The following is a 24,155-nucleotide window of genomic DNA, read 5'->3' as shown; positions in this document are numbered from 1 at the left end:
CCCCCTTCCCTCCCGACCGCGAGGTCGCGGCCAGCATAGCAAAATCGGGCGTCCGGACGGGCGTCGTCGGACCGCGCCGGTTATGTTGTCGGTGTGGCGCCGGCCGCGGATCAGGCCGGTGCGAGGACAGAGAGGTCGGCACATGCGCGCAGCCCAGGTCAGCAAGCTGGAAGGCCCGGAAGCGATCCGGATCGTGGATATTCCGGAGCCCGCGGCTTTCCCGGGCGGGGTCGTGATCGACGTGCACGCGGCCGGTGTGGCCTTCCCGGACGTGCTGATGACGCGCGGCCTCTACCAGATGAAACCCGAACTGCCGTTCGTCGTGGGCGGCGAGGTCGCGGGCATCGTCCGGGAAGCGCCCGAGGACGCGCACGTGCGACCGGGTGACCGGGTGATCGCGCTGACCATGCTGGGCAACGCGCTGGCCGAGACGGCCGTCGCGCCCGCGCAGATGGTGTTCCGGCTCCCCGACAACGTCTCGCTGGAGGCGGGCGCGGGCATTCTGTTCAACGACCTCACCGTGCACTTCTGCCTGCGTACCCGGGGCAGGCTGGCGGAAGGTGAGACGGTGCTCGTGCACGGCGCCGCGGGCGGCATCGGCACCTCGACGCTGCGCATGGCGGCGGCGCTCGGGGCGGGCCGGGTGATCGCCGTGGTGAGCACCGAGGCGAAGGCCGAGGTCGCGCGCGCCAACGGGGCCACCGACGTGGTGCTGACCGACGGCTGGCTGGCGGCGGTGAAGGAGCTGACCGGCGGCCGCGGCGTCGACATCGTGCTCGACCCGGTCGGCGGCGACCGCTTCACCGACAGCGTTCGGTCGCTCGGCTCGGCGGGCCGGTTGCTGGTCGTCGGCTTCACCGCAGGGGAGATCCCGACCGTCAAGGTCAACCGGCTGCTGCTGAAGAACGTGGAGGTGACCGGCGCGGCGTGGGGCGAGTGGGTGATGTCGCATCCGGGCTATCTGCAGGAGCAGTGGGCCGAGGTGGAACCGCTGCTGGCCTCCGGCAAGATCGCCCCGCCGGAGCCGGTGCTGTACCCGCTGGACAAGGCCGCGGATGCGGTCGCCTCGCTGGACAACCGGACGGCCACCGGCAAGGTCGTGGTCACCCTGCGCTGAGGCATTCCGGCCGCGTCATGAAGCTGTCCAACCGGGTACTGAACCGGACCCTGCTGGCTCGCCAGCATCTACTCGAGCGCTCGCGGTTGACGGTGCACGAGATGTGCGACCATCTCGTCGGGTTGCAGGCGCAGGATTCGCTGCCGCCGTTCGTCGCATTGTGGAGCCGCGTAGCGGATTTCGATCCGGCGACGGTCTCGGACGCGCTGGAGGACCGGTCGTTGGTCCGGATCACCCTGATGCGCGGCACCATTCACCTGGTCACGCCGCCCGACGCGGTGCGGATCGCGCCGCACATACAGCCGGAACTGGAGAAGGTGCCGTTCCGGAATGGTTTCAACTACGGCGCCATGGTCGGACTGGATCCGGAGGAGGTGCGCGGGCACGGCGAAGCCGCGCTCGCCGACGAGCCGATGTCCGCGGCGGACCTGCGCGCCCGCGCCGCCGAGTTGTACCCCGACCGCGACCCTGGCGCGGTGCTGCAGACCTGGCTGTACCAGCTCCCGGTGTTGCAGACCCCGCCGCGCGGCAAGTGGAAGGACAACAGCAGGCCGATCTGGTCGCGGGTCGAGCCTTGGTTGGGCGCGCCGCTGGACCCCTCGTATCCCTTGGCGGAGTTGATCTTCCGCTATCTACGTGCTTTCGGGCCTGCGAGCACCATGGACATGCAGACCTGGTCGAAGTTGCTCGGCATGAAGCAGGCCGTCGCGGAACTGGGCGACCGGGTGCGCACCTACACCGACGAGCGCGGTCGGACGCTCTACGACATCGCCGACGGTGAACTTGCCGATCCGGACGTTCCCGCCCCGGTGCGGCTGCTCGGCTGGTACGACAACGCCTTGCTGTCGCACCAGGATCGGACCCGCATCGTGCCCGACGGCGCGGCCCCTCCGCTGCGCGCCTTCGCGGCTCAGGTCTCGCCGGTGCTGGTCGACGGCTTTCTCGCGGGCATGTACAAGATCTTCACGAACGCGGGAACCGCCCGGCTCCGCATCAGTCCGACCCGGAACTGGACCGGGGCGGAGCGCGCGGATGTCGAGGCGGAGGCGCATGCTCTGCTCGCCTTCTTGGAGGCGGACAAGCAGGGCAGCGTGGAAATCCTCGACGTGCACGCCGGCCTGCGCCCCTGACCGGGGTCGCTCACTGCTCGCGGGCTGGTCGGTAGGCGGGCGCTTTGGTCGTCCCGGTCGGGCTCAATGTGCGCAACAGGGGCAGCGCCCGGCGGGACACCACGGTGGAAAGAACGATGACGCTGTGCGAGCGCACCACCGAGGAGGTCCGGTCGATGCTCAGCAGCACGGCCTGCAACCCCGCGTGCGAGTCGGCCCCGATCCGGCACAGCACGTCGCCGGTGCCGGTCGTGGCGTAGGCCTCCAGCACGCCGGGGATGGCGTCGAGCTCGGAGGCCACCGCGTCCAGCGCACCCTGGGCTATCTCCAGCGTGACGAAGGCCTGCACGTCGAACCCCGCGGCGGTGACATCGATCTGCGGGTCGTAGGAGGCGATCACGCCGGACTCCTCCATGCGCGCGATCCGGGACTGCACGGTGGCCCTTGCCACTCTGGTCCGCCGGGACAGTTCGAGAATGCCCGCCTTCTGGTACTCGTGCATCGCGGACAGGATGGCGAGATCGAGTTCGTCGAGCTTCGCCGATGTGCGCGCCATGCCGGCCTCCGTTCGCCGCACCGGGCTCGCTGCCCGGCCCGCTCATGCTATTCAAATTGTCCAGCATGGCCCGCCACTTCCTAGCCGAATTCGCCACACTGACTACCGGGAATCGGCGCTGTTGCCTAGCCGACGGAACCGGCGATTTCCTTGGAACATGACCATCGAGCACCTGCCGGACACCCGGTCCGGCGCCGTTCCCAGCGACGGCGAGCTGCGCACGCTCGTGGGGCTGGTGGACCACGACAACAGCGGTGACCCGTTTCCGGTCATCGGGTGGGACGCACTGGTCTGGGCGGTGGGCAACGCCACCCAGACCGCGCACTTCCTGGAATCCGCCTTCGGCATGCGGTTGGAGGCGTACTCCGGTCCGGAGACCGGCAATCGCGACCACAAGGCATTCGTGCTGCGTAGCGGTGCGGCGCGTTTCGTGATCACCGGAGCGGTGCACCCGGACAGTCCGCTGGCCGCCCATCACAATCGACACGGCGACGGCGTGGTGGACATCGCGCTCGAAGTGCCCGACGTCGACCGCTGTGTGGCGTGGGCGCGCACCCACGGCGCCACCGTCCTGGTCGAACCGCACGACGAGACCGACGACTTCGGCACGGTCCGCTCGGCCGCGCTGGCTACCTACGGCGACACCAGGCACACCCTGGTCGACCGTTCCGGCTATTTCGGGCCCTACCTGCCCGGCTATGTCGCCCGCCGCTCCAACTACCAGCGGCGCGACGGCGCGCCCAACCGGTTGTTCCAGGCGATCGATCACGTCGTGGGCAACGTGGAACTCGGGCGGATGGACGAGTGGGTCGAGTTCTATCGGCGCGTCATGGGTTTCACCAACATGGCCGAGTTCGTCGGCGACGACATCGCCACCGAGTACTCGGCGCTGATGAGCAAGGTCGTCGCCAACGGCAACCATCGGGTGAAGTTCCCGCTCAACGAGCCCGCCGTCGGCAAGAAACGCTCCCAGATCGATGAGTACCTGGAGTTCTACCGCGGCCCCGGTGTCCAGCACATCGCGCTCGCCACCGGCGACATCCTCGGTTGCGTGGACGTTTTGCGCAGGGAGGGTGTCGAGTTCCTGGAGACGCCGACGGCCTACTACGAGGATCCCGAATTGCGCGCCCGCATCGGCCGGGTCCGCGTCCCGGTCGAAGAACTCCAGCGGCGCGGCATCCTCGTCGACCGTGACGAGGACGGCTACTTGCTGCAGATCTTCACCAGACCGCTCACCGACCGCCCCACGGTCTTCTTCGAACTCATCGAACGCCACGGCTCCCTCGGTTTCGGCAAGGGGAACTTCAAAGCTCTGTTCGAGGCGATCGAACGCGAACAGCAAGCCCGGGGCAATCTTTAATCGGAGCTCGCGCAGCTATGGCCGGCCCGGCTGTCGCGGGCACCGCTGCCCGGCCGTGTTCGCCGGACGGTCCGCCCGGAGCGCAATCGGTAGAGTTCTTGCCATGCGGATCAAGTCGGCGGTCGTGACCGCGGCAGCCTTGGTGCTCGCACTGGCGGGTTGCGGTTCGAGCGGAGACTCCGAGGACCCCGGTCCGTCGCGGCCTGCGCCCAAAGTGGTGGCCATGGGTCCGTTCGTCGGGGAGTGTGGGCACGTGACCGACGACGAGGTGCGCGCTCTTGGCGGGCTCGGCCGGATCTCCGGCGTCTTCCGCAATGCCGTCGGCTGCAATTGGCAGTCGGCCGGCATCGGTTCTGCCAGTATCACTTTCGCTTCCTATCGAGGGAGTCCGATCGAGCGTGAGCGGGCGTGGGTGACCGTGAACGGCCGAGCCCCCGATCCGATAAAGGTCGGTGGGCGCGAGGGTTTCGCCGCCTTGGATCCGAGTGGACAGATCTGCGACCTCGCCGTGCAACTCGGTGACGACTTCTTCGAATGGTCGACGAACATCGGAAATTTCAGCACGGGCTCCGGCAACCCGTGCGACCGCAGCCGTGCTCTCGCCGAGCTGACTCTGCAGCGGATGCAGTGAGGGGGAGGGCATGAACGTGCGACGAGTCCTGCGCGGGCGAGGCGCGGTGGCCGCCGCGGCGGTAGCGGTGGCGCTGTCCGTGGGCGGCTGTAGTCAGGTGGTGCCCGGTTCGCCGCAGCCGGTGGGCGGAAGCCAGCCGGTCAACACCAGGCTGGACAAGTTGCTGCGCGAATGCATGATCCTGTCCGAGGAGCAGATCGGCAAGGCCGTCGGCGAGGGCGTCACGGTCAGCGAGTCGTTCTTCGGCGCGGTGTGCATGTGGGATCTGATCGGCGCGCCCGGCGGCAACGGGATGGCCACGCTCAACTGGTACGAGAACGGGACGCTGAGCAACGAGAAGCAGACGAACAACAAGCTCGGCTACGAGACCACCAACATCACCATCCAGAGTTCGCTGGCATTGCAGATACGCAGGCCGAAGGACCCTGATTCCTGCGGCGTGACGGCGAGTGCGCCGGACAACGGCGTGATCGGCTGGTGGATCAACTACCGCCCCGGCTCGGCGCATCCCGACCCGTGCGACGCGGCCAAGAAGCTGATGGAAATGACCTTGAACCTGGCCAGGTAGACGATCTTCGAACCGACCCACTTTGACCCTGTGTCCCGGCCACGGGTATCGTGGACCGCTGTGCCCGGAAGCATGCGGGCAAGTTCGTGCGTGACCGTAGGCCAGCGAGAGCGGCCGACGAATCCAGCGTGCCCGGAATAAGGGCTCCGCGCCGCGCGCGACACGCCCGACCTCGGGACGCGAGAAACGTGGCCGGACGTGCGAGTGAAAGCTCGATGACAGCGGCGTGAACGACGGGCCTCGAAGTGGAAGCTTGTCTTCACGAAGGGCCCCGGGAACGCCGCGAACTTAAAACAGACACCAAGTCCACACACCGCGTTAACTAATAAGGAAAGCCGGTCTATGCCAACCATCAACCAGCTGGTCCGCAAGGGTCGCCGCGACAAGGTCGCCAAGACGAAGACCGCGGCCCTGAAGGGGAGCCCGCAGCGTCGTGGCGTGTGCACCCGCGTGTACACCACGACCCCGAAGAAGCCGAACTCCGCGCTGCGCAAGGTCGCGCGTGTTCGCCTGACCAGCTCGGTCGAGGTCACGGCCTACATCCCGGGCGAGGGACACAACCTGCAGGAGCACTCGATGGTGCTCGTGCGCGGCGGTCGTGTGAAGGACCTCCCCGGTGTTCGTTACAAGATCATTCGCGGCTCGCTCGACACCCAGGGTGTGAAGAACCGCAAGCAGGCCCGCAGCCGCTACGGCGCCAAGAAGGAGAAGAGCTGATATGCCACGCAAGGGCCCCGCACCCAAGCGTCCGCTGATCAACGACCCGGTCTACGGTTCGCCGCTGGTCACTCAGCTGGTCAACAAGATCCTGCTGGACGGCAAGAAGTCCACCGCCGAGCGCATCGTCTACGGTGCGCTGGAGCAGGCGCGCGAGAAGACCGGCACCGATCCGGTCGTCACCCTCAAGCGCGCGCTGGACAACGTGAAGCCGTCGCTGGAGGTGAAGCCCCGCCGCGTCGGTGGCGCCACCTACCAGGTGCCGGTCGAGGTCCGTCCGGGCCGCGCCAACACTCTGGCCCTGCGCTGGCTGGTCAACTTCTCGCGTGCGCGCCGGGAGAAGACCATGGTCGAGCGTCTGGCCAACGAACTGCTCGACGCCAGCAACGGCCTCGGCGCCTCGGTCAAGCGCCGTGAGGACACCCACAAGATGGCCGAGTCCAACCGGGCCTTCGCGCACTACCGCTGGTGACGTCTGCCCGGCCCGTCGTCTGGGTCGGGAGGCACAGCCGGAGGCGGCACTCACCGGCCGCTTCCGGCGTTGACATAGAGGCGACCACAGGGTCGTCCCCGATAATCCCAACTAGCTACGAGCGGGGAAGATTTCCGTGGCACAGGACGTGCTCACCGACCTGAACAAGGTCCGCAACATCGGCATCATGGCCCACATCGATGCGGGCAAGACGACCACAACTGAACGCATCCTCTTCTACACCGGCATCACCTACAAGATCGGTGAGGTCCACGACGGCGCTGCCACGATGGACTGGATGGAGCAGGAGCAGGAGCGTGGTATCACCATCACCTCCGCGGCTACCACGTGCTTCTGGAACGACAACCAGATCAACATCATCGACACCCCCGGGCACGTCGACTTCACCGTGGAGGTGGAGCGGTCGCTGCGCGTGCTCGACGGCGCCGTCGCGGTGTTCGACGGCAAGGAAGGCGTCGAGCCGCAGTCCGAGCAGGTGTGGCGTCAGGCGGACAAGTACGACGTGCCGCGGATCTGCTTCGTCAACAAGATGGACAAGCTCGGTGCGGACTTCTACTTCACCGTGCAGACCATCAAGGACCGCCTCGGCGCGAAGCCGCTGGTCATCCAGCTGCCGATCGGCGCGGAGGACACCTTCGAGGGCATCGTCGACCTGGTCGAGAACAACGCCAAGGTCTGGCGCGGCGAGACCAAGCTCGGTGAGCAGTACGAGGTCGTCGAGATCCCGGACGAGCTGAAGGAGAGGGCCGAGCAGTACCGCCAGGAACTGCTGGAGACCGTCGCCGAGTCGGACGAGGCGCTGCTGGAGAAGTTCTTCGGCGGCGAAGAGCTGACCATCGAGGAGATCAAGGGCGCCATCCGCAAGCTGACGGTGACCTCCGAGCTCTACCCGGTGCTGTGTGGCTCGGCGTTCAAGAACAAGGGCGTGCAGCCCATGCTCGACGCGGTCATCGACTACCTGCCCTCGCCGCTGGACGTGGAGGCCACCACCGGCCACGTGCCCGGCAAGGAAGAGGAACTGCTCACCCGCAAGCCGAGCGCCGACGAGCCGTTCGCGGCGCTGGCGTTCAAGATCGCGGTGCACCCGTTCTTCGGCAAGCTGACCTACGTCCGCGTGTACTCCGGCAAGGTCGACTCCGGCGCCCAGGTCATCAACTCGACCAAGGGCAAGAAGGAGCGTCTGGGCAAGCTGTTCCAGATGCACTCCAACAAGGAGAACCCGGTCGGCGCGGCCTCGGCCGGTCACATCTACGCGGTCATCGGCCTCAAGGACACCACCACAGGCGACACCCTGTGCGATCCGCAGAACCAGATCGTGCTCGAGTCCATGACCTTCCCGGACCCGGTCATCGAGGTCTCCATCGAGCCGAAGACCAAGTCCGACCAGGAGAAGCTGGGCACCGCGATCCAGCGTCTCTCCGAAGAGGACCCGACCTTCTCGGTCAAGCTCGACCAGGAGACCGGCCAGACCGTCATCGGCGGTATGGGCGAGCTGCACCTCGACATCCTGGTCGACCGCATGAAGCGCGAGTTCAAGGTCGAGGCGAACGTCGGTAAGCCGCAGGTGGCCTACCGCGAGACGATCACCAAGCCGGTCGAGAAGCTCGAGTTCACGCACAAGAAGCAGACCGGTGGTTCCGGCCAGTTCGCGAAGGTGATCATCGCGCTGGCGCCGTTCGTCGGCGAGGACGGCGCGCACTACGAGTTCGAGAACAAGGTCACCGGTGGCCGCGTGCCGAAGGAGTACATCCCTTCGGTGGATGCCGGTGCCCAGGACGCCATGCAGTACGGTGTGCTCGCCGGCTACCCGCTGGTGAACCTGAAGGTCACGCTGCTCGACGGCGCCTACCACGACGTCGACTCGTCGGAAATGGCGTTCAAGATCGCGGGCGCGCAAGCGCTCAAGGAAGCGGCTCGCAAGGCCGGTCCGGTGATCCTCGAGCCGATGATGGCGGTCGAGGTCACGACGCCCGAGGACTACATGGGCGACGTGATCGGCGACCTGAACTCCCGCCGTGGTCAGATCCAGGCCATGGAGGAACGCAGTGGTGCCCGTGTCGTCAAGGCGCTGGTTCCGCTCTCGGAGATGTTCGGTTACATCGGTGACCTGCGGTCGAAGACCCAGGGCCGGGCGAACTACTCCATGGTGTTCGACTCGTACGCGGAGGTTCCGGCCAACGTGTCGAAGGAGATCATCGCCAAGGCGACCGGCGAGTAATGGCTCCCGGGCGTTTGTAAACCCTTTCCCCGTTGTCCGCGGGGATGACCCCCGCACTGCTGCAATTGCACGCACCAACAAGTCCAGGAGGACAAAGAAGTGGCGAAGGCGAAGTTCGAGCGGACGAAGCCGCACGTCAACATCGGCACCATCGGTCACGTCGACCACGGCAAGACCACGCTGACTGCAGCGATCACGAAGGTGCTGGCTGACAAGTACCCGGATCTGAACGAGAGCTTCGCGTTCGATCAGATCGACAAGGCGCCCGAGGAGAAGGCTCGTGGTATCACGATCAACATCTCCCACGTCGAGTACCAGACCGAGAAGCGCCACTACGCGCACGTCGACGCCCCGGGTCACGCCGACTACATCAAGAACATGATCACCGGTGCGGCGCAGATGGACGGTGCCATCCTCGTGGTCGCCGCCACCGACGGCCCGATGCCGCAGACCCGTGAGCACGTGCTGCTCGCCCGTCAGGTCGGCGTGCCCTACATCCTGGTCGCGCTGAACAAGGCCGACATGGTCGACGACGAGGAGATCCTCGAGCTCGTCGAGATGGAGGTCCGCGAGCTGCTGGCTTCGCAGGAGTTCGACGAGGACGCGCCGGTCGTGCGGGTCTCCGGTCTGAAGGCGCTCGAGGGCGACCCGAAGTGGGCGGAGTCGGTGCTGGAGCTGATGGCCGCGGTCGACGAGTCGATCCCGGACCCGGTTCGTGAGACCGACAAGCCGTTCCTGATGCCGATCGAGGACGTCTTCACCATCACCGGTCGTGGCACCGTGGTCACCGGTCGTGTCGAGCGTGGCGTGATCAACGTGAACGAGGAAGTCGAGATCGTCGGCATCCGCGAGAAGACCACCAAGACCACCGTCACCGGTGTCGAGATGTTCCGCAAGCTGCTGGACCAGGGCCAGGCGGGCGACAACGTCGGTCTGCTGGTTCGTGGTCTGAAGCGTGAGGACGTGGAGCGCGGCCAGGTCGTCGTGAAGCCGGGCACCACCACCCCGCACACCGAGTTCGAGGGCCAGGCGTACATCCTGTCGAAGGACGAGGGCGGCCGCCACACCCCGTTCTTCAACAACTACCGTCCGCAGTTCTACTTCCGTACGACTGACGTGACGGGCGTTGTGACCCTGCCCGAGGGCACCGAGATGGTCATGCCCGGTGACAACACCGAGATGTCCGTCAAGCTGATCCAGCCGGTCGCCATGGACGAGGGTCTGCGCTTCGCGATCCGCGAGGGTGGCCGCACCGTCGGCGCCGGTCGCGTCACGAAGATCATCAAGTGATTCGCTGAATCGCTGAGAACGGCGCCGCTCCGAAAGGGGCGGCGCCGTTCGCGTTTCGGGGCTCCTATTCCAGCGGTTCTGACATCCGAGGTAGTGTGGATGTCATGAGCGCTGCCTACGACGTCGTCCCTTTCAGCGACTTACTGCACAAGCCTGCGGTGACCGCGAAGCTCTTGGACGACGTGCGCGCATTGCGGCTGCGTCGGCGCGATGCCGACGATCTGGCACTCATGCGGGTATCGCAGATGGATGCCGAGGGCATAGTTGTCGATTTCACGGCGCGACTGCTCGCGGGTCTGGTGCGTCGGCTGGGTGCGGAGGCCGTGCGGGATGTCCTGCCGGACGCTGTTCCTTGGGTGACCTTCCTCCCGGCAGGGGATCTCGATCAGTTTCTCGAAGAATTGGTCGCGGTAGCGCGGGGTGCGGCGGCCCTGGAGAACCTCGCTCCACTGGCCACGCTGCTGGCACAGTGGCGGCACACAGCTGAGATCTATGCCGACCCGGCGCTCTTGGCAATTCTGACTCGTGAGCCGGAAGGCGATCTCGGGCCGGTCCCGGTGCCGGAGTCGGAAGAGTCGGCCGGATGAGTCCGAAGCGGGGCGATCGCGTCGCGCCCCCTGCGGTCGGCGAAGAATTCGAAGTCCGTTTCGCGACTACCGAAGCCTGTACCGGTTGGGAGCATTTGGCGCAGCACGCGGCTGCCAACCTTCGTCGGGCGTTCGACGCGATCCGAGCGAATCCGAGGGCATCGGCGAACCCGGAGCGGCAGCATCGTCTCAAAGGTTCGATGGGATCGGCGGTGTGGAAGGGCGCCACTCTCGAGCGCTGGCAGTACGAAGGCACCAGTGGGGGCAGAGTCTGGTACTTGATCGATGACGATCATCGAACCACCTGGATAACGTACGCCGGAACCGGCCATCCGAAGGCCACGGAATAGCGTTGGATGCTGCAGCGGCGGGTGCTCAGCAGGCATAAGCGCGGCCGACGGCCGGTTCGCGCTCCGTCTGCGGGAGTTCGCGCAGGCAGCCGAGCGGGACGACGCCCTCGCTGCTCAGTTGCACGCCCGTGCCCTGGGCGGGGTGCACGCAGGTGAGGCCGGTCGTCGCGATGCGGCAGGCGTAGTCGCCGAAGGCGATGGTGCTGTCGTACGGCAAGGTCCGGCCATGACCGTTGATGAAAAGCCCTGGATCGCCGCGGAATTGGCCCACCGTCAACCGGTGCCCCGTGTAGGTCACGTATCCGCCGAACCATTGGCCGTAGCCCTCGCCCGGCGCGGGCACCGGTTCCTTCAGTTCGACCGTGCAGTCGAACCCGTCCATTCCCAGCGCTGTCCCCGTGACGCAACTGATCTTGCTGGTAGGGCTGACGAACGCGATATCGTCCCGCAGGTCGGTCACCGGACCGCCCTCGATCCGGGCCGAATGGAAGCCGGCGAGATCAACCGGCGTACCTTGCCGAACCCAAGCGATCCGATCTCTGAGTTCCCCTTCCTTCTCCGGTGCCGCCGTCGCCCGCGGCGACGACGCCGTCTGTGACGCCCCCGCTACCGGCTGCGGCCTTCCCGCCGTGGTCTGCGCGCAGCCGCCCAGCAGCAGCACCAAGCTCATCGCAACCATCCACCGCATGCTGCTCACAATATCGCTGCCTCTCAACGAAATTCACCTTCGCAAGCCGGACGCTCACACACTGGCCGCTCGTACGACTGTGCGGTGGTGATTACGGGGGGTGGGGGAGTCCGCGGTGGTGACGAGCAGGCGGTGCAGTACCTGCGCGGGCGGTGCGGCCTCTGCGGCGTTGAGGACTACGTCGGTGAATGCCTCGGCCAGAGCAGCGGCGGGGTGGAATCGCCCGCGATCGAAGCTGCGGCCGCTCAACTGCGACCGCCATTCCTGGAAGCCGGACACCGTGCGATTCAACGAGCCCTTGTCCTCCGGGTTCAGTTGCGGCATATACGCCCTGACCAGCACGCGCTGTGCGGCAGCGCGAGCGCGAAAGCCGCCTGCTCCGTCGAGCGCTCTGCCGAGCTCGCGCACGATCGACGAATACACGGGCCGTCTCGCGCATCCGGGGGCGAGCATGCCCGCGTTGTCGGCTGTGGTGACGGTCTGCTGTAAACGCTCCGGGTCGGTGGCAGCGCCCACCGCCAGCACGATGCGTGCGGTGAGCACCCCCTCGGACGCGACCAAGGAGCGCTTCTCCGGTGAATCAGGAGCGTTCTCGGAGTCGCCAGGTGTCGCGCCCGAATCCCATTCCAGCCGCGTCGCTTCGCCGCTCGCCAGTTCTTCGATCCCAATGGCGCGCAGAACGATTCGCGGGTATCGCGGCAGCACGTCGTCCACTGCGGCGACGATCTCGGTCAGTACCTGGACCGCGACGCCCGGGGTCTCGAAACCGAAGGCGCGCACGCCGTGGCGGTCGGCGAGTTCCCGGGCGAGGCGGGCTGCGACCGACTCGGCGGAGGCGTCCACTTTCCGGTTTGCTTTCTCGTCCTTCTGATCCGGTCGTGCGGGAGGGCGGCCCGGCGCGCGCGGCGGCGAACCGGGTGTCCCCGCGTCCGGGGCGGAAACCCTCGGCGGACGCGCTGTGATGGGCCTGGACCATGGCGTACTCGGAGCCGTGGCGCCGGTCTGCTTCGCCACGCCGGCCCGGGGTGTCACGGCGGTCTGATTCGTGGCGGCAGGCTTCGTCCACGGGGAAGACGGCCGATTGCCCTGCGTGGGACGCGTGGATGCGGTTTCTGCCCGATGACCGGGTTGCGCGCTGGAACCGGGTGTATCCGGCTGTTCGGTGCCGCGGTGGTCACGGCCGGGCGGATTCCCCTCGGTCCCGCCCGGCTGCTGCCTCGGGCTCGAACCGTCCTCAGGCGTGCCGGGAGTACCGGCAGGAGCGCTCGACAAGTCAGGTGACCGAGCGGTCGCAGGCGCGGTGACGGGAGTTCGGTGGGCCGGCGGGGCCGCCGTCGAGGCCGCGGTGGGCAGAGGAGATCCTGCGTATGGCTGCGCGGCAGTAGGTACGTCCGTAGCGTTCGGGCTGAGCCGGTGGGTGGGGGTGACCTGCTCTCCCAGCGGGATCGATACCGGATCTTTCTGGAACGCGTCGGCAGTGTCACGGATACGCTGCCCGACGGCCCGATCGTGATTCTCAAAGTTTTCGGCGAGGTTGCGCAGATCGGTGCCTGCCTGCTGGAGCACTTCGACGAGGCTGTTCAAGTCGGCCATCGTTCGTTTGTGCTCCGGAACGTAGGATTCGGCGAACGCGCGGCCGGCGTCGTCCTTGCCCCAAGGCTCGCCTTCCTCGGCCAAGGCCGCGCGCAGTTTTCGCACGGTGGCCGCCACGTCCGCCCCGATCAGGTCGAACTGCGGCGCGTGCTCCCGCAGCCGATCCGGATCGACCGAAAATGTTTCGCCCACACCGTCTCCCTATGTACTTGCAGACATTGTCCCGGAACCGCTGGTCGCATACCCGCCTGTGGTGAGACTCCCGCCGCCGGGCCGGGACCGCATGACGGTTGCCCCAGAAAGCGCCGTCTGGTCGATCGGCTCGGTGTGGGATAACGAAGCTACTTTCGGCGCAGTACTTTCGGATTAGTTGCAATCTCGACTGTCCGTCGCGCTGGGTACGGCCAGCTTTCCCTTACCGATCGAATTCCCACTATTGGGAATAATGAGTGCGGTCCGATATGTCTGAATGATCTCGCAGCGAATGTGAGGGTGCCGGGAGGCAGGCTGCGATGGATGCTAGCGGTTTGCTGGCCGAGGTGCCTTCGGCTGTGCGCGAATTGGTCCTCGGCCACTGGCCGGAGACCGACATCGATGGAATGCGTCGTAACGGGGACGCGTACCTGGTGGCTGCCGGTGAGTTGAACGACTCCGCCGACCGATACGAGGGCGAGGCCGGGCGTACCGAGCAAGCCGTGCAAGGCGCCACGTCGACAGCCCTGGCCGACCGCCACCGTGTCGTCGTGAAATCCATGCGCGATCAGGCAGCGGTGTGCCAGAGCTTGGGAAAGCAGTGCCACGACGTCGCTGATTCGAGTGTGCAAACACAGCATCTGCTGCTCGCGATGGGGATCGCCCTCGCCGCCCAATTGGCCTACGATGCTCTGCTGTTCTTCCAGGGCGGGGGCGCGAAGGCGCTGATCGACCGGATCGAGGCCGAGCAGGCGATGGCCGCCGCGGCCGCGAGACTCACCGCGGAGGTGGGCGAACGAGCGGTAGCGGGCGCTGCGCAGCGGGCTGCGCTGCACGGCGCGGTGCACGCGGCGAAAGTCGGTCTTCTGACCAGTGCCGCGATCAGCGGCGGCGCACAGCTGTGGGACCTGAAAGACGGCGTGCGCGACAAGTTCGACGTGGGCGCCTTCCTGGAAATGCTCCTCGGCGGTGTGGTCGGTGGTGTGGCGGGTGCGGAGGTCGGCCGCAGACTCGCGCCGCGCGTGCTGGGCTGGGCGCGCGGCCGAGCGATCAGTCAGCGCGGTCGGCTCGCTGCCCATATGGGCGGCACGATGTTGCTCGGCGGCGCGGGCGGTGTGACCGGTGGTCTGGCAGGCGCGGTGCCGTCGGTGTTGATCCACATGGACGAGATCCACAGCCTCGGTGACCTGTTCAAGATGGTTCGCGAAGCCGCGATCACCGGCTTCGGCAGCGGGTTCGTCGGCGCGGCGGGTAGTGCGATCCGAGTCCACACCGCAGGCCGTACCGCGATGCGTTCGGAAGGTGACACCCCTCGACTCGGTCTGCGCCACTGGGAATTCGCCTCACGCATCAATGAGCTGTTGAGTTCCGGTGAACCACCGCGAGTGGAGACCATCGAACGATTCAGCACCGAGGGCAAGTCGGCGAGAGTGGTAGAGCGGCTCGTCTTCCACGACGGCACCGAAGTGATCCACAAGGTGGTTTCCGATCCGCTGCACGCACACGCGGAATTCCTGAGCTCGCTGGTCGGCGACGCGGTGGGCGCACGGGTGCCCGCGGTGCACGTGATCGGCGACCACGTCTACATGGAAGTGGTGCCCGGCACGGTGGCGGCGGACACGTATCCGCGAAGCGCGTTCCCGCAGGACGTCGTCAGCGGTCCTGCCGGAATGCGCCAAGGTGTCATGGACGTGCTGATACGCATACCGGACCGCAATGGCGACAACTGGATGGTGGATCCGGACGGCAACGTATGGGGGATCGACCACAGTCGCGCGTTCGAGAATTTCACCGACGCGCAGTATTCCGTCGGCCCCTTCGCGGAGAACTTCCTGCGTTACGGGGACACCAACGAGATCTTGTGGAACGACCACGCTCTCACCCGCCCGGAGTTGCTGGAGATCCGGCAGCGTGTCGAAGAGTTGAGCCCGGTGTTCTACGCCGCGGGTCATCGGGACTGGTACGACGGCATGCTCCAGCGGATGACCGCGTTGGAGGAACATGCCGCGGGTGGTGGTGACGCCGGGCGTGGGGTTCTGCCGCCTGTGTCACCGCAGTCTCCCGGCTCGGCGCCGGGAATCACCCCTGGTGACGGCCGGGCGGTGTCGGTCACGCCGCGACAAGACCGGCCGCCCGGCGCTGACGCATTTGCGGGCAACGGGAGGCCACCCACACCGCGCGGCGAAGTCGACGGCTCGGCGGTCGCGCCACGAGGCCGCCGGGACCAGCCGCCGGCGCTACCACGGAATGCGGATGGTCCGCTCGTCCGGCAGGAGGAACTGACGCCGCGGGTCCCGGTCGACGAGACGTCGGACGGACGGCCGGTCGGGGACGATTCGGGTGTTCCGGACGAGTCGAGGCCGCGTCCTCCAGTCGATGAGGCAGATCCGGCCGGGCGGCAGTCGGCAGCGGATGAGGCTCCGGCGACACACGAAGAGCCGACGCCCCACACGCGGACCGACGAACCGACGTATGACGGCCCGCCGACACGACCGCAGCCGCGCGTCCAGCTGCACGAGCAATCGGTGAGCCAGGACCGATACACGCTCGCGGGTGCGCCCCCACCGGCCGGGCTCACCGGGCACTACCGTCATCCCGATGGTGGCTACGTCGACGTGGTGCTGACCGGCCCTGAGGGCGCGCGGATTCCGCTGCGACTGATTCCCGGCCAGGAATACGTTTTCGGACGCGGCCAAGGCGCGCTGCTGGAGCAGGTCGCGAACGATCGGGTGTCACGCCGTCACGCGACGCTCAAGGTGGACGATCAAGGCCACGTCATGCTCCGCGACGAGAATTCGATGAACGGCACTTTCGTCGACGGCAAGCAATTGGCGGGCGGGCAATGGGTGCGCATCTACGACGGGCAAGAGCTGCTGCTGAGCCGGGACCTCGAACTGGGGGTGACATTCGAGCGGCAGACAGCCGAAGTCCGGTTGTTCGGGGACGACGGGCCCACGTTCACGCTGCATCGTGGCCGAGAAGTGGATCTCGGTCGCGGCCTCATACACCCTGAGGCGACCGGCCGAATCACTGTGTCGGGCCGCCACGCGACCATGGGCATGGACGAGGACGGTCGCGTGTGGATCCGGGATGCGGGCTCCACCAACGGCACCCGGGTGAACGGCGACCTGCTCGCCGAAGGCGAGAAGCGCACTTTGGCACCGGGCGATGGCGTGCGATTCGGCGGCTACCGCGGGGAGGCGCAGTTCATTCCGCTGGACGCCGCGCTGGACGCCAGCCCGGTGCACGTGCGGTTCGGCGTCGGGACGGACGCGACATCCGTGCGGCTGGAACCCGGTAGGCCGGTCATCATCGGCACCGGCGAGAGTTCGCCCTTCGCATCCCAGTTGCGTGGCATCCGCGGCATCGGGGAGCAGCACGCGACGCTCGGGCTGGACCACGACGGTCGTCTGTGGATCAGAGACCACCGGGGGTCGGAAGGGGTATGGATCAACGGGGACAGGATCGCTCCGAACCAGAGGGTGACACTGTCCGAAGGCGACAACGTGGGACTCGGCCCGGACTATGTCGGGACCGCTCGTATCGGCAGCGAGGAACCCCCGCAACTTCCGCCCGCCGAGCTGCGCTTCGAGCAGCGCAGACAGAAGCTCCCCATCCGCCTCGAACCCGGCCAGGAGGTTTCCGTCGACGTCAGTGCGCTGAACGGCCACGCGATGGTGATCGGCAGGCCGGGACGGCAGGTGATCGTCGGACGTGACCTGGATGGCGGCATCTGGGTGCTCGATCGGGTTCACGACGGCTGGAACCCGCTGCGGGTCAACGACGAGATCGTGCCGGAGGGCCAGAAACGCTACCTGAACGCCGAGGACGAGGTGAAGTTCGGGGACGTGTCGACACGGCTGCGATTCGGCGAGGAACCGCCGCTGGAGCTGCGGTTGTCCGACGACGAAAACGTGCCTCCGCTGACATTGCGGCGTGGTGAACAGGTTGTGCTCGGGCGCGGGACCGACTCCCCGCTGTCGGACCAGTTGACCGACACATCGGTATCCCGCCGCCATGCCGTCATCTACCGCGACGAGTTCGGAACTCTGTGGTTGCGCGACGAACACTCCACGCGGGGGACGTGGGTCGACAACATCAAGGTCGATCCCGATCAAGGGCCGGTTCGGCTTCGTCCCGGCGATCAGGTCCGGCTCGGTGACTGGATCGGCGCCGCACGTTTCGAGGACGGTTATGGTCAGGCCCCTCCGCGCCCGTTGGCGGTGAAGCTCAACAACTCACTCGGCGACGTGTCGCTGGATCTGGTGCGCGGTGGCGAACCGGTCCTGCTCGGGCGGGACGGGACGGGGATACCCAGCGGGCTTTCGCGCGCCGACCGGATCTCGCGCAGGCACGCCAGTATCGGCACCTACCCCTCCGGCCGCGTTTGGATCCGCGATGAAGGATCTACCCACCACACCTACGTCAACGGCGAAGAGATCGCACCCGGCACGAAGGTCATGCTGCATCCGGGGGATCAGGTGCGCCTGGCCGATGTGTACGAATTCACTGTCGCTTATCCTCCCGCCGACGGTGGCGCATTCGTCAACATCATCGACCAGACACCTGAGACCGGGCAGATGGTGACAGATCTCGCCCGAGTGCCCAGCCATATCTACGCGAGGGTCAGCGAGCATATGAACGCCGTGGCCGGTGGCGGAATCGTCATAGGTAATCGCCCCCTACTGCAGTTGCCCGGTACGGAGAGCCTTGCAGGCAGTACCCCATACGGACGCAAGGCCGGAACGAGCTGGAACACCGTCCAGGGCGTGTACATGGGTGGACCGCGCCGGCTGGTGATCAACTCCGGCGGGCGCAGCGGCAGCGAGAACGTGGTCTTCCACGAGTTCGGGCATGCGGCCGACGCGGCGTACGGTACCGGTGGAAGATGGCTCAGCGACACCCAGGAGTGGCGCGACCTGCACGCGTCGATGCTTCAATCCATCGGGAAAAAACATAAGTGGAACGATTACTACAACCGTCGCTGCGAGGCTTTCGCCGAAGCGTTCACGGCGTGGATGCACGGCGACATCAAGCAGCTTCGCAAGTTCGCCCTCGGCAACGACCAGATTGCCCGTCAGTTGAAGGATTATTTTGACCGCGTATTCGGATGATACGAGCCCACCCATGCTGGCAGAAGACGGCGTGACCATCCTGCTGCCGCTGCGTGGCCAGACCGAGGACGGCGTCTTCTACAGCGGCTTCGAGGAGTTCCACCCCGGCGACCCGGGCTACGAAGAAATGCTGCCTGTCGCTCGGGAGAACCCGGTTGCGGAGAAGGAAGAGCCGCAGCGGCCGGTCGATACCGATACCTTGACCCGCATCCTCCGTGAGGCGGGTTTGGACGGACCGACCGGCGAAGACGACTAGCGGGAGCTGCGGCCCCGCAGGAACCACCCAGAGGTGGCCGACAACTACGATCAGTGCCGGCCGACGAAGTCACGGATGAGGGCGCCGGTGCCGTCGGGCTCTTCCACCATGGGTGTGTGGCCACAGTCGAGGCTCTCGATCCGGATGCCCGGGACGCGGCGGTAGTCCTCGTAAGAGTCCGGCTGCCATCGCTTGTCCTGAGAGCCGTAGAGCACCATGGCCGGAACGCCGAGGTCGGTGAGCCGGTCCGGTTCGGACCGTTCCCGCAGGTAGTCGTCCGACGCGGTGGAGGTCGCGGTGAGACTGCGGTAGGTCATGCCGCGCAGGTCGGCGACGAACTGGTCGGGGATCCGCACGTCCCGGGTGAACGCGGAACTCATGGCTTGCCGGAGAACGACATCCGGGAGCAGCGGCCACAGCGGCTGTCCGATCGCAGGAACGAACAGTAGGTTGCCGACCGGACCGCTGCCGGTGACGGCGTCCAGGCGGGGACCGGAGTCGATCAGCATGATCGCCGACACCAGGTCGTGGCGCTGTTCGGCCAGCGAGGTGGCCACGTAGCCGCCGGAAGAATGCCCGACGACGATCGCCTGTCGTACGCCCAGCTGGTCGAGCACGGCCCCCACTCGGCTCGCCTGTTCGGACGTGCTGTAGCCGCTGTCGGGTTTATCGGACTTGCCGTGGCCGAGCAGGTCGATACGCACGACGTACCGGTCCCGCAAGGCGGGCAGCACCGGATCCCAATAGGCGGTCGAGGCGCCCAGTCCGTGCAGCAGCACCACCGCGCGAGCGCCCGGCGTTCCGTCGGCGACGACGTGGATGTCTCCGCCCGGAAGATGAACCATGTGCCCGTGCGAATCGTCGGTCTCGGCGTTCGCCGCGCCGGTCGTATAGCCGGTGGCCACGGCGACCAGGACGGTGGCGATCAGCAGCCCGATATTGCGCCACCGATTCGGTCTCGCGGCGGTAGTGGTTTCGTCCACGGTTGCTCCTTCGATTGGTTGGGACACCACCACGTTCTGGCACGACAGCGGGCCGCGTATTGAAGAAATGTCAGCGTGCGCGGCTGCTCATACAATCGACGTGTGCCTTGGGACATCGCGCGACCGGCGCGGCCACCCGCCCTGCGCGGCGTCGACATGGCCGGATTCCATGTGCACGGGGACGGCCCCGAGCAGGTGCGTGTCATTCCACATCCGGCGGTCACGGTGATCGTCGAGTTCGGCGAGTGCGGCTTCGAGGTCCGCGACTCGACGGGCCGTAGCCATTCGGGCAGTCTGACACTCGGCCTCGCCGGCACCGCGCTTCCGGTCCGTGTCGACGCCGTCGAATGCGTCCAGATTCGCCTGGAACCGGTTGTCGCCCAAGCGATTCTCGGCCTTCCTCCCACCGAGCTGGGCGGAAGCATCATCGGCCTGGACGACCTCTGGGGTCGTGAGGCGGGGTGGCTGCGCGAGCGCCTGCACGAGACGCCGAGCTGGCCCGACCGGTTCGCCCTGGTCGACACCGCGCTGTCCGCGCGGTCCCGGCACGACCAGCGCGTCGACCCTGAGGTCGCCTGGGCATGGCGGCAAATCAAACTCAGCCGCGGCCGTTTCCGCGTCGAGCACCTCGCCGCCGAGCTGGGCTGGAGCCGTCAACGACTGTGGTCACGCTTCGGCACGCAAATCGGCCTGACCCCCAAACGCGCCGCCAAACTTGTCCGCTTCGACCACGCCGTCCACCGCCTCGTGCAAGGACATTCCCCCTCCCGAGTAGCAGCCGACACCGGCTACGCCGACCAATCCCACCTCCACCGCGACATCCGCGAATTCACCGGCGTATCCCCCACCGCCGCAGCCACCGAACCCTGGCTCACAATCGACGACCGAGCCTGGCCGTCGACGATCGCGACGTAATTCGGCACGATACCGCTCGGATACTCCTGGCCCCGCGAAAACGGATGGGCGGCGAAGGGAATCGCCCTCGCGGCCGATACCGACATAGCTGGTCGCGGGCACAGCGCTGCCGCGCCGATCACGTTGGCGGGGCAGCGCTGTGTGGAGGTGCCTGACATCGGTCTCGAAACCGGAGGTTCAGTGGAGAATCGGAAAGTTGGCGCGGAATACACCGTGTGGGTCGCGGGCCTGCTTGAGCTTTCGCAATCGGTCCAAGGTGCCGGTGTCGAAAACCTCCGCGACACTGTCGCCGGCGGACAGGACGGTGTACGGTTTGCGGCCGCTGACTCGCGCGCCCAGATCGGCGATGATGCGCTTCTGCGTGGCGAGTACCGCGGCAACGGTGTCGGGATCCGAGCCGGTGGCCTGCAGAGACAGTGCGTAGGGCTCCGCGAACGGCGGAGCCGCGCCTCGGGTGGGCTCGGCGAGCGCACCTCCCAACTGCCGGAGCTGGATGCCCATCAGCGGATCGATCGGTGCGTGCAGCAGGATGTCGGCGGCGGTCTCGTCCAGTGCGGTCAGCAGTTCGGTTCGCAGCAGTCCGGGGCCTGGGGCGGTGGGCTCGTTGACGATGGCGCCCAACTCGGCCGGGGACAATTCCCGGCGCGTGTCCGCGAGGATGCCGTCGATCGTGTCCAGCCGTCGCAGCAGGTCCCGTCCGCGCACCGGTTCGCCCAGGTAGGCGGCGGCGATCGCGATCACCGGCGGAGCCTGCGGCAGTTCCAGCCGATTGAGCCAGACCGTGAGTTCGGCCGGTGCGTGATCGGTGATGTCCTGGAAGGCCGCACGGACCGCCTCGGTCTGCGCGGCCGGCCAGGCGATCAGGCCACCGAACAAGGCCGGAGCCGCGAACAGATCGAACTCCACCGCCGTCACCAGTGCGAAATCCCCGCCGCCGCCGCACAGTGCCCAGAACAGCTCCGGGTCGGATTCCGCCGTGACCCTGGCCTGACGACCGTCGGCATCGACGATGTCGAAGGCCCGGACGCTATCGGCCGCCCAACCGTATTTACGGCCGAACCACGATAATCCGCCACCGAGGGTATAGCCGACAACGCTGACCACCGGGGAGCTTCCGGCCAGCCCGGTCAAGCCGTGCCGGGCGGCCGCCGCCTGTACGTGCCCCCAATTGGTCCCCGCACCGACGCGGGCACGTCGCCGGGCCGGATCCACCTCGATCCGATCGAGTCGGCGCGTGCGCACCAGGATGGCGCTGGCGGTATCACCGGAAGCGCCGTGGCCGTTGGGCTGAGCGGTCACCGACAGGCCCGCGCCGCGCGCGTAGCCGACCACAGCGGCCATATCCTCCGCGTCTTCGACGTGCACGACGGCCGCTACCGGCTGGTCGATATTGAGGTTCCACGGGGTCCGTGCCGTATCGAACGCTTCGTCACCCGGCAGCAGTACCCGTCCGCGCACGGCGGATCGCAATGTGTTGTGTGACATGTAGATTCCCTTCGCTACAGAAATGTTCACCGCGTCGTGCCCGAGCCGATGGATCGAGCCTGGTTCCGGGTGGCCGGGTCGGTTGCCGGGGAGATGGGTGTGGACATCGGAAAGGCCGCTTCGATATAGGCGGCGGCCGTCAGCGCGCGGCGCTCGGCGAATGGGGCGGTGATCAACTGGACACCGATGGGAAGACCCTCGGCCGATACGCCCGCTGGGACCGTGACCGCGGGCAGGGCCAGGTAGTTGGCGGCGATCGTGAGGCGATGCGCCGCGTACATGGTCGCGACTTGTGCGGTGCCGCCGAGGTCGTAGCCGACCGGCCAGGGCAGTTCGTCCGAGACCGGGCCGAGCACGATCGGATGCTCCGCGAGGAAGCGGGACCAGGCCGCGCGGCGGGTGAGGCGCTCACCCAGCGCGGTCATGTAGCCCGCCAGATCCAGCGGCGGGAACAGGTCGATCGCCGCGTCCACGAAGGTGTTCAGTCCGGCGCTGCCTACTCGCCGCATGGCTTCGCGGCGCTGGACCACCACCTCGGTGGAAACCAATCGACCGTAGTCCGCCGCCACCTCGCCCAATTGCGGCGGATCCAGTTCGGCTACCGGATACCCCGCGCGTTCGAGGGCGTCGGCGCAGCCGAGCAGCGCTGCCCGCACCTGCGGATCGATATCGTCACCGAGCGTGACGGCGACGGCGGGCAGGACAGTATCGGTCGCGTCACGCACTGGAATCCATCCGGGATCGCGCAGGTCAGCGCTGTCGCTGAGTACCTCGAAGGCAGTCGTCAGATCGCGCACGGTGCGCGCCAACGGCCCCGGCGCCGCGAACAATTGATTCGTCGGCGCGGGTGCGGCCCCGGACAGGCTCGAGGCCACCGCTACCCGGCCGGGTGTGGTGCGCAGGGAGGCGACTCCGCAGAACGCGGCGGGTACGCGCAGTGAACCGCCGAAGTCGGTGCCCAGGCCTAGGGGGGTCATGCCCGTGGCTACCGCTGCGGCGTCACCGCCGCTGGAACCGCCCGGGCTGCGAGTCGGGTTCCACGGATTCACCGTCGGGCCCGCCTCGTCGTTGTCGGTATGCCAGCGAGTGGCGAAGTCCGGCATGTTCGTTCGCCCGATGACGATCGCCCCGGCTCGCCGCAGTGCGGACACCGCGGGTGCGTCCGCTGTCGCGACGGCCTGCCCGAAGGCCGCCACGCCCCAGGTGGTCGGGCTGCCCGCGACATCGAGGTTGTTCTTGATGGTGACCGGGACCCCGTGCAGCGGCCCCTTCGGCGCCCTGCGGTCGGCCGCGGCCGCCTCGGCGCGCGCGGATTCGCTGAATACCGTGGTGAGCGCGCCGATCTCGAAGTCGGCCTGCTCGATGCGCTCGAGATGCGACTCGACGACCTGGGTCGCGGTGGCCGCACCCTCGGCGATCAGCGTCGCGAGCGAGACCGCGTCCCGCGTCCACAGTGCGCCGTCCTGGCCGGTGATCACAATGCCTCCTGTTCGGCGAATACCGCTGCGCTGTGCGGTGTTCGACTGTCGTCGATGGATTTGCCGACGGTGATGAAGAAGAGGATCAGCCCGACGGCCAGCAGGATGTGGCCCACGCCCGCGCCGATCGCGATCGCCTCACCACTGCTCTTGCCCAGCACGGTGAGGGTGCCGTGCAGCGTCATGGACACGACGGTGATGGCCAGGCCGATGTTGTACAGCCAGAAGAACCAGCCGTACAGGCTTCCCCGGGCGCTGAGCGTGAACTGTTTCTCCAAGGCCAGCACGATGAGGAAGAACAGCATGCCCAGCGCCAGCACGTGGGTGTGCACGACACCGAGCTGCGACTGCCCGGTGAAATGTTCGACCTTGGTGATCTCGCGGTAGTAGAACCCGGAGATCAGGCCGATGATCATGTAGATGTGCGCGGTATTGAGCAGTGTCTTCATCGGGCG

20 protein-coding genes are annotated in these 24,155 nt (G+C 67.1%); 13 read left to right on the top strand and 7 right to left on the bottom strand.

What is annotated here, in order from left to right:
* Positions 1-142: 142 nt before the first annotated feature.
* Entirely contained in the window at positions 143-1,117 is a 975-nt protein-coding gene (locus ACL03I_RS33545) for an NADPH:quinone oxidoreductase family protein (RefSeq protein WP_412807968.1), read from the top strand.
* A 17-nt stretch (positions 1,118-1,134) separates the two neighbouring features.
* Entirely contained in the window at positions 1,135-2,247 is a 1,113-nt protein-coding gene (locus ACL03I_RS33540; RefSeq protein WP_412807967.1) for a winged helix DNA-binding domain-containing protein, read from the top strand.
* Positions 2,248-2,257: 10 nt separating this feature from the next.
* On the opposite strand, the gene ACL03I_RS33535 is transcribed toward ACL03I_RS33540, so the two are convergent.
* Entirely contained in the window at positions 2,258-2,782 is a 525-nt protein-coding gene (locus tag ACL03I_RS33535) for an Lrp/AsnC family transcriptional regulator (RefSeq protein WP_355080025.1), read from the bottom strand.
* 157 nt (positions 2,783-2,939) lie between these two features.
* Between ACL03I_RS33535 and hppD the strand changes: the two genes are divergently transcribed.
* From hppD to ACL03I_RS33495, 8 genes are all read left to right on the top strand, one after another.
* Positions 2,940-4,142 carry a 4-hydroxyphenylpyruvate dioxygenase gene (gene hppD, locus ACL03I_RS33530; RefSeq protein ID WP_355080023.1) on the top strand — a complete coding sequence of 401 codons (1,203 nt, stop codon included), beginning with the start codon at positions 2,940-2,942 and terminating at the stop codon, positions 4,140-4,142.
* Positions 4,143-4,245: 103 nt separating this feature from the next.
* Positions 4,246-4,773, top strand: coding sequence for a DUF3558 domain-containing protein (locus ACL03I_RS33525; protein WP_364434744.1), 528 nt, complete (start codon positions 4,246-4,248; stop codon positions 4,771-4,773).
* Between the two features lie 10 nt (positions 4,774-4,783).
* Positions 4,784-5,341 carry a DUF3558 domain-containing protein gene (locus ACL03I_RS33520; protein ID WP_355080019.1) on the top strand — a complete coding sequence of 186 codons (558 nt, stop codon included), beginning with the start codon at positions 4,784-4,786 and terminating at the stop codon, positions 5,339-5,341.
* 342 nt (positions 5,342-5,683) lie between these two features.
* Positions 5,684-6,058: a 30S ribosomal protein S12 gene (rpsL, locus tag ACL03I_RS33515; RefSeq protein WP_039801925.1), complete on the top strand. Its 375-nt coding sequence runs from the start codon at positions 5,684-5,686 to the stop codon at positions 6,056-6,058.
* Between the two features lies 1 nt (position 6,059).
* Positions 6,060-6,530: a 30S ribosomal protein S7 gene (rpsG, locus tag ACL03I_RS33510; RefSeq protein ID WP_014353063.1), complete on the top strand. Its 471-nt coding sequence runs from the start codon at positions 6,060-6,062 to the stop codon at positions 6,528-6,530.
* A gap of 136 nt (positions 6,531-6,666) precedes the next feature.
* The gene (fusA, locus tag ACL03I_RS33505; RefSeq protein WP_355080017.1) at positions 6,667-8,769 is read left to right on the top strand and encodes an elongation factor G; all 2,103 of its coding nucleotides are present in this window, start codon (positions 6,667-6,669) and stop codon (positions 8,767-8,769) included.
* Between the two features lie 99 nt (positions 8,770-8,868).
* A complete protein-coding gene (gene tuf / locus ACL03I_RS33500) occupies positions 8,869-10,059 on the top strand; it encodes an elongation factor Tu (RefSeq protein ID WP_067809956.1) in 1,191 nt (396 codons plus the stop codon).
* A 104-nt stretch (positions 10,060-10,163) separates the two neighbouring features.
* Positions 10,164-10,646 (top strand): hypothetical protein, encoded by a 483-nt coding sequence (locus ACL03I_RS33495; protein ID WP_355080015.1) that lies wholly within the window; start codon positions 10,164-10,166, stop codon positions 10,644-10,646.
* A gap of 375 nt (positions 10,647-11,021) precedes the next feature.
* Here the strand turns inward: ACL03I_RS33495 and ACL03I_RS33490 are convergent, their stop codons facing one another.
* Complete coding sequence (locus ACL03I_RS33490; RefSeq protein WP_412807966.1) at positions 11,022-11,684, bottom strand: hypothetical protein; 663 nt, start codon at positions 11,682-11,684, stop codon at positions 11,022-11,024.
* Positions 11,685-11,738: 54 nt separating this feature from the next.
* Positions 11,739-13,469: a hypothetical protein gene (locus tag ACL03I_RS33485; RefSeq protein WP_412807965.1), complete on the bottom strand. Its 1,731-nt coding sequence runs from the start codon at positions 13,467-13,469 to the stop codon at positions 11,739-11,741.
* Positions 13,470-13,789: 320 nt separating this feature from the next.
* On the opposite strand from ACL03I_RS33485, the gene ACL03I_RS33480 reads away from it, so the two are divergent.
* Together ACL03I_RS33480 and ACL03I_RS33475 are read left to right on the top strand one after the other, a co-directional pair.
* Positions 13,790-18,583: an FHA domain-containing protein gene (locus ACL03I_RS33480; protein ID WP_412807964.1), complete on the top strand. Its 4,794-nt coding sequence runs from the start codon at positions 13,790-13,792 to the stop codon at positions 18,581-18,583.
* A 13-nt stretch (positions 18,584-18,596) separates the two neighbouring features.
* Positions 18,597-18,839, top strand: coding sequence for a hypothetical protein (locus ACL03I_RS33475; RefSeq protein ID WP_355080008.1), 243 nt, complete (start codon positions 18,597-18,599; stop codon positions 18,837-18,839).
* 50 nt (positions 18,840-18,889) lie between these two features.
* Here ACL03I_RS33475 and ACL03I_RS33470 read toward each other — a convergent pair whose 3' ends face one another.
* Positions 18,890-19,822: an alpha/beta fold hydrolase gene (locus tag ACL03I_RS33470; protein ID WP_412807963.1), complete on the bottom strand. Its 933-nt coding sequence runs from the start codon at positions 19,820-19,822 to the stop codon at positions 18,890-18,892.
* A gap of 102 nt (positions 19,823-19,924) precedes the next feature.
* On the opposite strand from ACL03I_RS33470, the gene ACL03I_RS33465 reads away from it, so the two are divergent.
* On the top strand, positions 19,925-20,737 hold the full coding sequence (locus ACL03I_RS33465; protein ID WP_355080006.1) for a helix-turn-helix domain-containing protein: 813 nt from the start codon (positions 19,925-19,927) through the stop codon (positions 20,735-20,737).
* Positions 20,738-20,914: 177 nt separating this feature from the next.
* On the opposite strand, the gene ACL03I_RS33460 is transcribed toward ACL03I_RS33465, so the two are convergent.
* Genes ACL03I_RS33460 through ACL03I_RS33450 form a run of 3 tightly spaced genes read right to left on the bottom strand, consistent with a single transcriptional unit; the run spans position 20,915 to position 24,149 of the window.
* Entirely contained in the window at positions 20,915-22,222 is a 1,308-nt protein-coding gene (locus ACL03I_RS33460; RefSeq protein ID WP_412807962.1) for an FAD-binding oxidoreductase, read from the bottom strand.
* Positions 22,223-22,248: 26 nt separating this feature from the next.
* Complete coding sequence (locus ACL03I_RS33455; protein ID WP_412807961.1) at positions 22,249-23,700, bottom strand: amidase family protein; 1,452 nt, start codon at positions 23,698-23,700, stop codon at positions 22,249-22,251.
* The gene (locus tag ACL03I_RS33450; protein WP_412807960.1) at positions 23,697-24,149 is read right to left on the bottom strand and encodes a DUF2871 domain-containing protein; all 453 of its coding nucleotides are present in this window, start codon (positions 24,147-24,149) and stop codon (positions 23,697-23,699) included. The genes ACL03I_RS33455 and ACL03I_RS33450 overlap by 4 nt, the downstream gene beginning before the upstream one ends.
* Positions 24,150-24,155 lie beyond the last annotated feature (6 nt).

Source organism: Nocardia sichangensis, assembly GCF_047200615.1.
GTDB lineage: Bacteria > Actinomycetota > Actinomycetes > Mycobacteriales > Mycobacteriaceae > Nocardia > Nocardia sichangensis.
This window is presented reverse-complemented; position numbering and strand designations above follow the sequence as displayed.

What these genes read in the sequence shown, in the direction of transcription:
- ACL03I_RS33450 (WP_412807960.1), bottom strand. Translation starts at nt 24,149, where the DNA reads ATGAAGACACTGCTCAATACCGCGCACATCTACATGATCATCGGCCTG.
- ACL03I_RS33535 (WP_355080025.1), bottom strand. Translation starts at nt 2,782, where the DNA reads ATGGCGCGCACATCGGCGAAGCTCGACGAACTCGATCTCGCCATCCTG.
- ACL03I_RS33480 (WP_412807964.1), top strand. Translation starts at nt 13,790, where the DNA reads ATGGATGCTAGCGGTTTGCTGGCCGAGGTGCCTTCGGCTGTGCGCGAA.
- ACL03I_RS33475 (WP_355080008.1), top strand. Translation starts at nt 18,597, where the DNA reads ATGCTGGCAGAAGACGGCGTGACCATCCTGCTGCCGCTGCGTGGCCAG.
- ACL03I_RS33520 (WP_355080019.1), top strand. Translation starts at nt 4,784, where the DNA reads ATGAACGTGCGACGAGTCCTGCGCGGGCGAGGCGCGGTGGCCGCCGCG.
- ACL03I_RS33495 (WP_355080015.1), top strand. Translation starts at nt 10,164, where the DNA reads ATGAGCGCTGCCTACGACGTCGTCCCTTTCAGCGACTTACTGCACAAG.
- rpsG (WP_014353063.1), top strand. Translation starts at nt 6,060, where the DNA reads ATGCCACGCAAGGGCCCCGCACCCAAGCGTCCGCTGATCAACGACCCG.
- ACL03I_RS33545 (WP_412807968.1), top strand. Translation starts at nt 143, where the DNA reads ATGCGCGCAGCCCAGGTCAGCAAGCTGGAAGGCCCGGAAGCGATCCGG.
- ACL03I_RS33540 (WP_412807967.1), top strand. Translation starts at nt 1,135, where the DNA reads ATGAAGCTGTCCAACCGGGTACTGAACCGGACCCTGCTGGCTCGCCAG.
- ACL03I_RS33490 (WP_412807966.1), bottom strand. Translation starts at nt 11,684, where the DNA reads ATGCGGTGGATGGTTGCGATGAGCTTGGTGCTGCTGCTGGGCGGCTGC.
- ACL03I_RS33525 (WP_364434744.1), top strand. Translation starts at nt 4,246, where the DNA reads ATGCGGATCAAGTCGGCGGTCGTGACCGCGGCAGCCTTGGTGCTCGCA.
- rpsL (WP_039801925.1), top strand. Translation starts at nt 5,684, where the DNA reads ATGCCAACCATCAACCAGCTGGTCCGCAAGGGTCGCCGCGACAAGGTC.
- hppD (WP_355080023.1), top strand. Translation starts at nt 2,940, where the DNA reads ATGACCATCGAGCACCTGCCGGACACCCGGTCCGGCGCCGTTCCCAGC.
- ACL03I_RS33460 (WP_412807962.1), bottom strand. Translation starts at nt 22,222, where the DNA reads ATGTCACACAACACATTGCGATCCGCCGTGCGCGGACGGGTACTGCTG.